The sequence below is a fragment of the Duganella aquatilis genome (assembly GCF_009674565.1).
Taxonomy (GTDB): Bacteria; Pseudomonadota; Gammaproteobacteria; order Burkholderiales; family Burkholderiaceae_D; genus Rugamonas; species Rugamonas aquatilis.
Window position 1 is genome coordinate 1 of the sequence record NZ_WKJL01000018.1, and the last position, 12,089, is coordinate 12,089.

General features: G+C 65.2%; 11 protein-coding genes. 8 read left to right on the forward strand and 3 right to left on the reverse strand.

The genetic code is table 11. The features are described from left to right. Together GJ698_RS21175 and GJ698_RS21180 are read left to right on the forward strand one after the other, a co-directional pair. A partial coding sequence (locus GJ698_RS21175; protein ID WP_154359853.1) for a uracil-DNA glycosylase occupies window positions 1-730 on the forward strand: 730 nt, incomplete at its 5' end. Further along, window positions 723-1,688, forward strand: a complete 966-nt coding sequence (locus GJ698_RS21180; RefSeq protein WP_154359854.1) for a DUF1853 family protein — start codon at window positions 723-725, stop codon at window positions 1,686-1,688. The genes GJ698_RS21175 and GJ698_RS21180, both read left to right, overlap by 8 nt. Here GJ698_RS21180 and lplT read toward each other — a convergent pair. Further along, window positions 1,685-2,947, reverse strand: coding sequence for a lysophospholipid transporter LplT (gene lplT / locus GJ698_RS21185; protein ID WP_154359855.1), 1,263 nt, complete (start codon window positions 2,945-2,947; stop codon window positions 1,685-1,687). The genes GJ698_RS21180 and lplT overlap by 4 nt on opposite strands. 134 nt (window positions 2,948-3,081) lie before the next feature. Here lplT and alr point away from each other — a divergent pair, with 134 nt between their 5' ends. From alr to GJ698_RS21200, 3 genes are all read left to right on the forward strand, one after another. After that, window positions 3,082-4,173, forward strand: a complete 1,092-nt coding sequence (gene alr / locus GJ698_RS21190; protein WP_154359856.1) for an alanine racemase — start codon at window positions 3,082-3,084, stop codon at window positions 4,171-4,173. 4 nt (window positions 4,174-4,177) lie between these two features. Next, complete coding sequence (gene radA / locus GJ698_RS21195) at window positions 4,178-5,554, forward strand: DNA repair protein RadA (RefSeq protein WP_154359857.1); 1,377 nt, start codon at window positions 4,178-4,180, stop codon at window positions 5,552-5,554. Window positions 5,555-5,617: 63 nt separating this feature from the next. Beyond that, entirely contained in the window at window positions 5,618-5,938 is a 321-nt protein-coding gene (locus tag GJ698_RS21200) for a PilZ domain-containing protein (RefSeq protein ID WP_371865402.1), read from the forward strand. 55 nt (window positions 5,939-5,993) lie between these two features. Here the strand turns inward: GJ698_RS21200 and GJ698_RS21205 are convergent, their stop codons facing one another. Beyond that, window positions 5,994-7,190, reverse strand: coding sequence for a citrate synthase (locus tag GJ698_RS21205; RefSeq protein WP_229260103.1), 1,197 nt, complete (start codon window positions 7,188-7,190; stop codon window positions 5,994-5,996). A gap of 102 nt (window positions 7,191-7,292) precedes the next feature. On the opposite strand from GJ698_RS21205, the gene GJ698_RS21210 reads away from it, so the two are divergent. From GJ698_RS21210 to GJ698_RS21220, 3 genes are all read left to right on the forward strand, one after another. Continuing rightward, complete coding sequence (locus GJ698_RS21210; RefSeq protein ID WP_154359859.1) at window positions 7,293-8,666, forward strand: CoA transferase; 1,374 nt, start codon at window positions 7,293-7,295, stop codon at window positions 8,664-8,666. Window positions 8,667-8,748: 82 nt separating this feature from the next. Further along, on the forward strand, window positions 8,749-10,119 hold the full coding sequence (gene fliD / locus GJ698_RS21215; protein WP_154359860.1) for a flagellar filament capping protein FliD: 1,371 nt from the start codon (window positions 8,749-8,751) through the stop codon (window positions 10,117-10,119). Window positions 10,120-10,197: 78 nt separating this feature from the next. Continuing rightward, complete coding sequence (locus tag GJ698_RS21220; RefSeq protein ID WP_154359861.1) at window positions 10,198-11,304, forward strand: polyamine ABC transporter substrate-binding protein; 1,107 nt, start codon at window positions 10,198-10,200, stop codon at window positions 11,302-11,304. A 255-nt stretch (window positions 11,305-11,559) separates the two neighbouring features. On the opposite strand, the gene sixA is transcribed toward GJ698_RS21220, so the two are convergent. Next, window positions 11,560-12,027 carry a phosphohistidine phosphatase SixA gene (gene sixA, locus GJ698_RS21225; protein ID WP_154359862.1) on the reverse strand — a complete coding sequence of 156 codons (468 nt, stop codon included), beginning with the start codon at window positions 12,025-12,027 and terminating at the stop codon, window positions 11,560-11,562. Window positions 12,028-12,089: the final 62 nt, after the last annotated feature.

Genomic DNA, 12,089 nt, shown 5'->3' on the forward strand with positions numbered 1-12,089 from the left:
GGCGCGCCCGGCAGCCCAGCGTCCCGCAGCCCCGGCGCCCGCGCCGCAGGCCCGCTCGTCCGCGCGCGCCGCTGCCGCAGACGACGTTGCCGCGCCCGATGCTGAATCGACCGCCTGGTTCGACGACGCCCCGGCGCCATCGCGCCCCGCACCAGTCAGCGACGAAGCCATCGCCGCCATGGACTGGACCGCCCTAAAGGCCGCCGTTTCCACCTGCACCCGTTGCACGCTCTGCGAAACCCGCCGCGCCGCCGTCAACGGCCGTGGCGCCGACAACGCAAGCTGGATCGCCATCGGCACCGCCCCATCGCGCCTGGATGAAAAGGAAGCGCAGGCCATCGCCGTCGAAGCCGGCCAGCTGCTGGACAACATGCTGAAAGCCATCGAGCTCAAGCCGGAAGCCGACGTCTACGTTACCAACCTGATCAAATGCCGCCCAGCCAATCCGGACGGCACCGACCGCGCCCCAACCGCCGAAGAATTCCTGGCCTGCCGTCCCTACCTGGACCGCGAGCTGGCGCTGACCGGCGCCCAAATGGCCATGACCTTCGGCCAGCTGGCCGCCAAAGGCTTGATGATGGGCCCGGCGGCGCGCGGCAAGGTCATGCGCTACGGCGCCGGCAACCTGCCGGTGGTGGCGACTTACCACCCGGACGATCTGCTGCGCAAGCCGGAAGACAAGGCCAAAGCCTGGGGCGACCTGTGCCTGGCGAAAGCCAGCCATGGCTGACCAGCTGCCCGGCGCGCCAGCCACGCTGCCGCCGGGCGCTCCCTACCAGGCCATCTTCGAAAGCCGCTGGCCGCACCTGAGCAATCCGCACGTGCGCGCGCTGGCATGGCTGCTGGACGCGCCAGACCTGCTCGATCCCGCCGCGCCGCACTGGCAGGGCCGCATCGCCACGCTGGGTGCACTGTCGCCGGCCACCATCGCCTGGCTGGCCGCGCTGGAGCTCGATCCGTCGCCGCTGGAAACCGCACTCGGCGGCAAGCACTATTCACGCCTCGGCCTCTACGCCGAGAAGCTGATGGCTTTTTACTTCGCGGAGCACGGCCAGCTGGTCGCCCATGGCCTGCAAGTGCGCGCCGACCGCACCGACACCATCGGCGAATTCGATTTCCTGCTGCGCGAAGGCGAAGACCTCGTCCACATCGAATTCGCCACCAAGTTCTACCTGCTCGATGCCGGCAGCACCGGCGGCGATTTCAACGGCCTGATCGGCCCCAACCTGGCCGACACGCTGGGCGTCAAGATGCGCAAGATTTTCGACAAGCAGCTGTCGCTGTCGCAGCATCCGGCCGCACAGGCCTTGCTGCCGCAGCCGGTCACGCGCGCGCAGGCGCTGGTCAAAGGCTGGCTGTTCTATCCGGACGGCGCGCCGCCGATGCCGGGCATCTCGCAGCAGCACTGCCACGGTTTCTGGATGACGCAGGCGCAGGCGCAAGACCTGCCGGCGCAGCGCTACGCCATCATGCCGCGCCTGCAATGGCTGGCGCCGCTGAAAACCGCCGACAGCATCGGCAAGGACGAACTGCTGGCTGCATTGCAGGACGCCGCCGCGCCGGTCATGGTCGCGGCGCTGCGGGAATCAGGGGAGTGGCTGGTGGAAGAACGCCGGGGATTCATCGTCCCCGACAGCTGGCGCGCGCAAGCCGCGCAGCGCCGCCAGGACGGCGTGCTGCCGCCTTAGTGCTTGGCTTCGCCGATCAGCGCGACCGAGTCGAACTCGCGCTGATTGCGTTGGTGACGGCGCAGGATATACAGCATGGTGCCGGCCAGGAACAGGCCGAACAGCAGAATGATGATGTCCAGATTCAGGTGTGCGCGCAGCATCAGCGAGTACACCGCCAGCATCGTCAGGATCGACAGATTCTCATTGAAATTCTGCACCGCGATCGAATGGCCGGCGCTCATCAGCACGTGGCCGCGGTGTTGCAGCAGCGCGTTCATCGGCACCAGGAAGAAGCCGCCCAGCAGCCCCACCAGCACCAGCAGCGGATAGGCCAGCTTGACCGACGTCACCATCGTCATGCTCATCACAATCACGCCCATGGCGATGCCGACCGGGATCACCGTCAGCGACTTGCGCAGCGAAATGAAGCGCGCCGAAATCACCGCGCCCAGGGCGACGCCGATGGCGACCACGCCAACCAGGCTGGTCGATTGCTCATAGGTCAGGTGCAGCGTGCGGTTGGCCCATTCCAGCACGATGAATTGCAGGGTCTGCGCGGCGCCCCAGAACAGGGTGGTAACGCCCAGCGAGATCTGGCCCAGCTTGTCCTTCCACAGCATGCCGAAGCAGTTGGCGAAATCGGTGATCAGCTTGACCGGATTGCGCTCCTGGTGGCCGTAGACGCAGCCGGTGTCGGGAATGCGCGTATTGAACAGCGCCGCCAGCATATAAATGCCGACCACCACGCACAGCGCGGCCTGGGTTGGCGTCTCGATACCGGTATCGATCAACGGCAGGTCAAAGCCCAGCAGCACCGACGACACGCGGTCACCCACCAGCGCGCCGCCCATGACGGTGCCGAAGATGATCGAAATAACCGTCAGGCCTTCGACCCAGCCATTGGCGGCCACCAGTTTTTCAGCCGGCAGCAATTCCGTCAGGATGCCGTACTTGGCCGGCGAATACACCGCCGCGCCGAAACCGACGATGGCGTAAGCCAGCAATGGATGGACGTGGGCGAAAATCAGCAGGCAGCCGCCAACCTTGATCAGGTTGGAGATGAACATAACCTTGCCCTTGGGCATCGAATCGGCAAAAGCGCCGACAAATGCAGCCAACAGCACGTAAAAAAGGGTGAACGACAGCTTCAGGAGTGGCGTGATCCACCCTGGAGATTTCATGCTGATTAACAGGTCGATCGCAACAAAGAGCAGCGCATTATCCGCCAGAGACGAAAAGAACTGCGCTGCCATGATGGTATAGAAACCACGATTCATTCTGGGATATGCCTGGAAAACTTATCTGGCTTGCTTTATACCATGCTTTGATCATAACCCCCAAGAATTGAGCAGTGCGCCTACGGCCGCAGGCGTTAAAATAGCGGCTTCGTTTATTCCGCAGAAAAAGTCGTATGCCGAGGCCGATCTTAGCAACTATTCACGTTGATTCCATGAAGCAAAATTTGGCGCTCGCCAAGGCCAAATCACCGGGCGCCAGGGCGTGGGGCGTGCTGAAGGCAAATGGCTACGGTCACGGTCTGGAACGCGCGATGCGCGGTTTCGCCGACGCCGACGGCCTGGCGCTGATCGAATTCGACAACGCCGTCAAGCTGCGCGACCTGGGCTGGAAGAAGCCGATCCTCTTATTGGAAGGTTTCTTCGGTCCTGCCGACCTGCACACCATGGCGGGCTACGACCTGCAGGCGGCGGTGCACTGCAACGAGCAACTGGAATGGCTGGAAGCGGCGGCGCCGCAACTGGCCGAACGTGGCATCCGCTTCGACCTGCACCTGAAAATGAATACCGGCATGAACCGCCTCGGCTTTACGCCGGACGCGTTCGCGGCCGCGCATGCGCGCCTGAGCGCGATTGCCTGCGTCGGCAGCATCACGCTGATGACGCACTTCGCCAATGCCGACGATATCGACCATCCGCTGCTGCCGATCGCCGAGCAGATCCGCCGCTTCGAGCAGGGCGCGGCCGGCCTGCCGGGCCTGCGCAGCCTGTCCAATTCGGCCGGCGTGCTGCTGCACCAGGATCTGAAGAGCGACTGGGTGCGTCCCGGCATCATGCTGTACGGCGGCTCGCCGGGCGGCGGCACGGCCGATGCGTTCGGCCTGCAGCCGACCATGACCCTGACCAGCGAGATCATCGGCGTCCAGGACATCGCCGCCGGCGAGGCGGTCGGCTACGGCAGCCGTTTCCAGGCCGAGGGGCCGATGCGCGTCGGCGTGGTGGCGTGCGGCTATGCCGACGGCTATCCGCGCGTGGCGCCGGCCGGCACGCCGGTGCTGGTCGATGGCGTGCGCACGCGCCTGGTGGGCCGCGTGTCGATGGACATGCTGACCGTGGACCTGACCGGCATGCCGGAAGCGCGCCTTGGCAGCAAGGTCACGCTGTGGGGCCGGGGCTTGCCGATCGACGAGGTGGCCATTTCCGCCGGCACCATCGGCTACGAGCTGATGTGCGCGCTGGCGCCGCGCGTGCCCGTGGTCGAGGGCTGAACGCATGGCCAAGGCTAAAACCAATTACACCTGCACCGAGTGCGGCGCCATCGCCAATAAATGGACCGGCCAGTGCACCTCCTGCCAGCAGTGGAACACGATGGTGGAGACGCTGGCGGAAACCGCCAGCAACAACCGCTATTCGCAGCCGGCGCATCTGTCGCTGGCGCAGACCGCGCCGGTGCTGTCGCTGTCCGATATCGACGCCATCGATGTGCCGCGCTTCGGCACCGGCATCGAGGAGTTCGACCGCGTGCTGGGCGGCGGCCTGGTGGCCGGCGGCGTGGTGCTGATCGGCGGCGATCCGGGCATCGGCAAGTCGACGCTGCTGTTGCAGGCGTTGGCCAATGTGTCGCACCTGAAGAAGGTGCTGTACGTGTCCGGCGAGGAATCCGGCGCGCAGATCGCCTTGCGCGCCAAGCGGTTGCAAGTCGACGCCCGCGACCTGAAGTTGCAGGCCGAAATCCAGCTGGAAAAGATCCTCGGCACGCTGGCCGACCTGAAGCCGGAAGTGGCGGTGATCGATTCGATCCAGACCGTGTATTCGGACGCCCTGAGCTCGGCGCCCGGCTCGGTGGCGCAGGTGCGCGAGTGCGCGGCGCAGCTGACACGCGTGGCCAAGCAGACCGGCATCACCATCATCCTGGTCGGCCACGTGACCAAGGAAGGCGCGCTGGCCGGTCCGCGCGTGCTGGAGCACATCGTCGATACCGTGCTGTATTTCGAGGGCGACAACCATTCCAGCTTCCGCCTGGTGCGGGCGATCAAGAACCGTTTTGGCGCGGTCAACGAGCTGGGCGTGTTTGCCATGACCGAGAAGGGCTTGAAAGGCGTGTCGAATCCGTCGGCCTTATTCCTTTCGCAACATGACAACCAGGTGCCTGGTTCCTGCGTGATGGTGACGCAGGAGGGCACGCGGCCGCTGCTGGTGGAAATCCAGGCGCTGGTCGACGCCAGCCATCAGCCCAATGCGCGCCGGCTGTCGGTGGGCCTGGAGCAGAACCGGCTGGCGATGCTGCTGGCGGTGCTGCACCGGCACGCGGGCATCGCGGCGTTCGACCAGGACGTGTTCATCAACGCGGTGGGCGGGGTGAAGATTACCGAGCCGGCCGCCGACCTGGCGGTTTTGTTGGCGATTAATTCATCGATGCGCAACAAGCCGCTGCCGCGCGGCTTCGTGGTGTTCGGCGAGGTGGGCCTGGCGGGCGAGATCCGGCCGGCTCCGCGCGGGCAGGAGCGGCTGCGGGAGGCCGCCAAGCTGGGCTTTTCGACGGCGATGATACCGACCTCGAACGCGCCCAAGCAGCCAATCGAGGGCATGACCATCATCGGTGTTGACCGAATCGATGACGCGTTCAATAAGCTGCGCGAAATCCAATAACGTTGTATTGTTACGTGTTGTAATCGGTAATAGTATAAATTGTGTAACTAGAAGGAAGAGAAAGTGTTAGTCGATCAAAGGTCAGGAGCGCGCAAGATCGTGCGTTCGAAGGCAGTCGTGGTGATGGATGGTATGCCGCCCATGCAGGGGCGCACGCTCGACATCAACGGTAGTGGCCTGTCGCTCACGTTTGACCACAAACTGGCAACCGGGGACGTCGGCATGGTGTCGTTCGAGCTGTTCGTCGAGGGCAAGGCGCAGGTGTTGAGTTGCCGTTCGCGGGTGAATTACTGCATTTTCAGCGGTGACCACTTCAAGATCGGATTCCAGTTCATGAATCCAGACATGGCCACCATGGCCACCATCAATAAATTCCTGCGTTAAAAACCAAACCGGGGTCAGAGCCGACATTCGGACACGAACACAACCGTAGCGGTCGCTACGGTTGTGTTCGTGTCCGAATGTCGGCTCTGACCCCGGTTGCGGGCCCGGTGTAGCGGGCGCGTGGCCGGATCAGGCGGTTGGCTTGCACTTGCTCCAGGGCGTGTGCCAGCCAGCCGACGCAGCGACCTGTGGCAAACAATACAAACGGTGCATCGAAGGGCAGGCCGCAGGCGGTGGTCAGGACGGCCAGCGCGTAATCGATGCTGGGCAGTTCGCCGGCCTGTTGTTCTGCTGCGACAGCCAGTTGTTCATGTGGTTGAACTTTCGGTAGCAGCTTGAGCAGGGCTTGCGCGCGCGGATCGCCGTCCGGGTAGAGCGGATGGCCGAAGGCGGGCAGCGGGCGCTGGCTGATCAGCCAGTGGCGGACGGCGTCGTCGGCGTTGCCGGCCTGCGCCTGGGCGACCAGTTCGGCGAAGGCGTTGGCGGCGCCGCCGTGCAGGGGGCCGGTCAGCGTGGTGAAGCCGGCTAGCACGCCGGCCGCCAGCGAGGCGCCGGTGGAGATGGCGACGCGGGTGGCGAAGGTGGAGGCGTTCAGTTCGTGGTCGGCCATCAGGACCAGCGTGCGGCGGATCAGGTCTTCGTGCGTTTCAGCGTGCCAGGCACGGGCCAGGCGAGCGCTGATGCGTGTGTCGCCGCCGCCTGATCGCTTGCCGACCATGGCGTCCACCAATGTGGCAAGAACGCCCGCCGCCTCCGCCCGCAGCACAGCCGCAGGCCGGCCCAGCGACGGCGCATCAACAGCGCTGCGACGAGCAAGCGCAAACAGCCCAGCCGCCAGCGCGCCACCAACCACCTCGTCGTCGCTCACGGTGGCCGTATCGCTGCTGACGGGCCAGATGTCGGCGGCTTCGGCTGGCGTGCATTCCCACAGCAGGGCGGCGATGTCTTCGAGGCTGGCGCTGTCGGCCAGCGCGGTGGCGTCGTGGCCGCGATAGTACAGGCGGCCGTCGGCGGCGGTGGAGATGGCGGACGGCAGCACCGGATCGCCATACTGCATCGCCTCGCTGGAGACAATCTCCACCTTGCGCCGCCCATTCGTCCGGCGCGCCATGCGCAGCACATCGTCCCGATGATAGAGACTGCGCCGTACATCCGCCTCATCCGGCTTGGCGCGGATCTTTCCCCGGCTGACGTTGGCATACAGCGTCTGCGGGCGGACGTTGAGCACATCCAAAGCCTCTGCGGCGGTCATCCAGACCATCTGCGTTTCCTATGTTGACACTTCAAGTCAAGATTGACGCTGCCGGACCGGCAGTCCTAAGCTGGCGCCAAGGATAACTTACCCGGAGCCGATATGCCTGATTCCCTGCTGAACACCGTGTGGTCCGCACTGGACCTGCCCGCCGCATCGCTGGCGGCCGTGCAACGGGTGGGCGAGGGCGACCTGCCATCGTATTTCCCGGTGACGGACCTGGCCGCCGCCGCGGTCGGCGCCGCCGGCCTGGCGCTGCGCGAACTGATGGCGGCGCAGGGCGCCCCAGCGGGGCCGGTCACCGTGGACCGCCGGCTGGCGTCCATGTGGTTTAGCTGGTCGATCCATCCGATCGGCTGGGAGCGCCCGCCATTGTGGGATGCCGTGGCCGGCGACTACGCCACTGCCGACGGCTGGATACGCCTGCACACCAACGCGCCGCATCACCGCGCCGCCGCGCTGGCGGTGCTCGGCTGCGCCGACGAGCGCGACGCCGTCGCCCGCGCGGTCGCCGGCTGGCACGGCCTGGCGCTGGAAGAGGCCGTCGTCGCCCAGGGCGGCTGCGCGGCGATGATGCGCTCGATGGCCGAATGGCAGGCGCATCCGCAAGGCATCACCGTTGCCAATGAACCGCTGATGGCGTTCGCGCAAGCGGAAACGGCTGGCCGCCGCGAGTGGGCCTGGACCAGCGGCCGCCCGCTGGCCGGCCTCAAAGTGCTGGATCTCACGCGCGTGCTGGCCGGTCCGGTGGCGACGCGCTTCCTGGCCGGCTACGGCGCCGACGTGCTGCGCATCGACCCGCCGACCTGGAACGAGCCGGGCGTGATTCCCGAAGTCACGCCCGGCAAGCGCTGCGCGCGCCTGGACTTGAAGCAAGCGGCGGACCGCGCCATTTTCGAAAATCTGCTGGCCGAAGCGGACGTGCTGGTTCACGGCTACCGTCCGGAAGCTTTGGAACGGCTGGGCTTGGGCGAAGCAGTCCGCCGCCAGCTGAATCCGGGCCTGATCGACGTGGCGCTGGACGCCTACGGCTGGAGCGGCCCGCTCGCCGGCCGGCGCGGCTTCGACAGCCTGGTGCAGATGAGCTGCGGCATCGCCCAACATGGCATGCAGATGCAGGGCGCCAGCAAGCCGGTGCCGCTGCCGGTACAGGCGCTCGACCACGCCACCGGCTACCTGCTGGCCGCCGCCGTGGTGCGCGCGCTGATCGCCCGTCTGACGGAAGGCCGCACGCTGCGCGCCAGGCTGTCGTTGGCCCGCACCGCAAGGCTGCTGACCGAGGCCCCGGCCGCCGGCCTGGCGCCGCGCGCACTGACGCCGCCCAGCGACCGCGACCTTGCGCCGCAGCTGGAGCATACCGAATGGGGACCGGCGCGCCGCTACCTGCCGCCGGTGGCCATCGATGGCGCCGCCATGGCCTGGGACCGGCCGGCCAGCAGCCTCGGCTCGTCGGCTGCGCACTGGCGCCGGGATTAGGGGTAAAATCCCCGCTTATTCACTGCTTTGGTGCAAGCGCTCATGTTGCATACTATGTAACCACCAACATGGCGGACCCAACATGACTACTATCAGCAATACGACCAGCTCAACCAGCACCGGCGTAACCACCGACGTCTACAACCGCGTCGCACAAACCATGGCCCCGGCAACCACCGCGGCCAACAAACTCAACGCGTCCATCACCAAGGACCAGACCAAGCTGTCCGCGCTGGGGCAACTGCAAAGCGCGCTGGCCAACTTCCAGCAGATCGCCGCCGGCCTGACCGGCGCCGGCCTCAGCACCACGGCCTCCAGCTCGGCCAAGAATGTGCTGACCGCCACCTCGACCGGCGCCGCCAAGGCCGGCACTTATGCGCTGGACGTCAAGCAGCTGGCCCAGGGCCAGTTCCTGACCAGCGAAGAATTCGCCACCGGCACCGACGGCAAGGTCGGCAGCGGCGCCCCCACCACCGTCAAGATCGACTTCGGCACCACCGGCGGCGACAAGGGCTTCGTCACCGGCGCCGCCAGCGCCAGCGTCACCATCGACAGCAGCAACAACACGCCGGAAGGCATCGCCGCCGCGTTCAAGGCGGCTGGCGTCGATGTCAGCGTGGTCAAGGGCGACAACGGCAAGTATTCGCTGTCGATCGACGGCAAGGACGGCGCCGCCAACAGCATGCGCATCAGCGTCAGCGGCGACGCCGCGCTGAAAAACCTGCTGACCTACGATCCGACCGGCACGCAGAAAATGAAGCAGACCACCGCCGCGCAGGACGCCATCCTGACCGTCGACGGCAAGCAGATCACCAGCGCGAGCAACACCATCAAGGACACCGCGATCGGCGGCGCCACGCTGAACCTGGTGGGGGCGGGCAAGAGCGACGTCACCATCGCCGCCGGCGCCAGCCAGATCGGCGACAACCTGAAATCCTTCGTCGCCGCCTACAACGACCTCAACGCCAAGATGCTGAAGCTGCAAAAGGGCGACCTGAAGTCCGACACCGCGATGAACCAGGCCATCAGCCAGATGAGCATGCTGCTGAAGACCGGCGGCGGCACCGTTTCGGTGACCAAGCTGGCCGCAGCCGGCATCAGCCAGGACAAAGACGGCAACATGGTGCTGGACGACAAAAAGCTGCAAGCCGCGCTGACCACCGATTCCTCGGCCGTGGCCAGCCTGTTCACCACCACCGACGGCCGCGGCATTGCCGACCTGCTGTCGGCCAAGGCCAGCGCGCTGACCTCGTCGAGCAGCGTGCTGACCCGCGAAACCTCGCTGACCACCAACGAAATCACCAACCTGAACACCAAGAAGGCCAGCATGACCAAGGCCCTGACCGCCCAGGCCAACGCCCTGGCGGCGCTGTACACCGCCCAGGCCCAGACCGGCGCCGGCAGCGCCTTCAACGGCACCGGCAGCGGCACCCTGTTCGACATGCTGGGCTGATTTCTAACGAACTCCTTGCATCCGGACGGGCTATGCCCGATCATCACGGCTTGTGTATGAATCCCATTCGGAGGTGTTATGGCAGGGAAGTTCGTTGGTGCGGTGCTGGTCGCGGCTGGCTTGATGGCTGGCGCAGGGCAGGTGGCCGCGCAGGAGGAAAAAGTTCTCAATATTTATAACTGGTCGGATTACATCGCCGACGACACGGTAAAGAATTTTGAGAAAGAGACCGGCATCAAGGTCCGCTATGATCTTTTTGATAACAACGAAATCCTGAACTCCAAGCTCGTCGCCGGCAAGTCCGGCTACGACATCGTGGTGCCGACCGCGCAATGGGCGCGCCTGCAAATCGACGGCAAGCTGCTGCGCAAGCTGGACAAGTCCAAGCTGACCAACCTGAAAAACCTCGATCCGGCGATCCAGGCCAAGCTGGCCAACATCGATCCGGGCAACGATTACCTGGTCGACTGGCTGTGGGGCTATACCACCGTCGGCATCAACGTCAACAAGGTCAAGGCCGCGCTGGGCGGCATGCCGATGCCGGACAACGCCTGGGAACTGATCTTCAATCCGAAGTACGCAGCCAAGCTGAAATCGTGCGGCGTCTCCTTCCTTGATTCGCCATCCGAAGTGCTGCCGGCCGCGCTGATGTACGCCGGCAAGCCGGCCTACTCGAAAAACGCCGCCGACTACGCCGAAGCAGGCAAGGTGCTGCAGGCGATCCGTCCTTACGTTACGCTGTTCAGCTCATCCGGCTACATCAACGACATGGCCAACGGCGCCGTCTGCGTGGCGCTGGGCTGGTCGGGCGACATCAACATCGCCCGTCAGCGTGCGATCGACGCCAAGAACGGCAATGTGATCGAAGTGCTGGTGCCGAAGACCTCGGCCGCGCTGGTGTTCGACACCATGGCGATTCCGGCCGACGCGCCGCACCCGAACAACGCGCACCTGTGGATCAACTACATCATGCGCCCGGAAGTGCACGCCAGCCTGACCAACAAGGTGTTCTACGCCAACCCGAATGCGGCCAGCGTCAAGTTCGTGCGCAAGGATATTGCCGGCAACAAGACGGTGTTCCTGTCGGACGACGACAAGAAGCGCATGGCGGCGCCTGAAGCGGTGCCGGCGGACATCCGCCGCAACATCACCCGCATCTACACCAAGTTCAAAACCGGCGTGTAAACGATGAACGGCGCGAGGGGCGGTGTCCGGGTAGGGCACGCCGCTGGCGCCGTCGGCTTCCGTGAAGCGGATTGCTATTCGTGATAGCGGTCGATCAACCTGTCTTTGCTGCCGCGCATTTCCTGTACCAGTTCGTATACCACCAGGGCAATCATGCCCCCGAACATCCCCATGGTGAGCAAGGTGAACATCATGATGGCCTCCCCCGAGAGTTGATGCAATTAAACTTTAGCAGATGCCGGGGGCTTTGCAAGGCTATTTCACCACCAGGTCGGCCGCCATCACGGCCTTCAGATACACACTCATCGGGTCGCCCGGATCGCGTTGCGCGAACCACCAGGCGCTGGCCTTGCGGATGTCCCATTCCAGGTCATCGCCGGTCAGCAGCATCGAGGCCACCTGGCCCAAGGTCGGCTGATGGCCGACCACCAGCACCGAATCCTTGTTGCCCGGCCAGTTGACCGCCTTCAGGATGTCGGCCGGGTCGGCGCCCGGCGCCAGGTCGGTGTGGATCTTGAATTTGCGGCCCAGCGCTTCGACCGTCTGCAGCGTGCGTACTGCCGGGCTGGACAGGATGCGGCAGCTGTCCGGCAGCTGCGAGTTGAGCCACTGGCCCATGCGCCGCGCCTGCTTCTGGCCCTTGGCGGTCAATGCCCGTTCCAGATCGGTCATGCCCGGCCCCGCATCTTCGGCCTCGGCGTGCCGCCATAAAATGAGATCCATGCTTTTCTCCTGAGTCACATTTGAAAACACATTTGAAAACAGATCCCGGCCGCGCACCTCCC

Excerpts from the sequence above, each read along its gene's own strand:
- sixA (WP_154359862.1), bottom strand. The coding sequence starts at position 12,027 with ATGGATCTCATTTTATGGCGGCACGCCGAGGCCGAAGATGCGGGGCCG.
- radA (WP_154359857.1), top strand. The coding sequence starts at position 4,178 with ATGGCCAAGGCTAAAACCAATTACACCTGCACCGAGTGCGGCGCCATC.
- fliD (WP_154359860.1), top strand. The coding sequence starts at position 8,749 with ATGACTACTATCAGCAATACGACCAGCTCAACCAGCACCGGCGTAACC.
- GJ698_RS21205 (WP_229260103.1), bottom strand. The coding sequence starts at position 7,190 with ATGACCGCCGCAGAGGCTTTGGATGTGCTCAACGTCCGCCCGCAGACG.
- GJ698_RS21210 (WP_154359859.1), top strand. The coding sequence starts at position 7,293 with ATGCCTGATTCCCTGCTGAACACCGTGTGGTCCGCACTGGACCTGCCC.
- GJ698_RS21220 (WP_154359861.1), top strand. The coding sequence starts at position 10,198 with ATGGCAGGGAAGTTCGTTGGTGCGGTGCTGGTCGCGGCTGGCTTGATG.
- lplT (WP_154359855.1), bottom strand. The coding sequence starts at position 2,947 with ATGAATCGTGGTTTCTATACCATCATGGCAGCGCAGTTCTTTTCGTCT.
- GJ698_RS21180 (WP_154359854.1), top strand. The coding sequence starts at position 723 with ATGGCTGACCAGCTGCCCGGCGCGCCAGCCACGCTGCCGCCGGGCGCT.
- alr (WP_154359856.1), top strand. The coding sequence starts at position 3,082 with ATGCCGAGGCCGATCTTAGCAACTATTCACGTTGATTCCATGAAGCAA.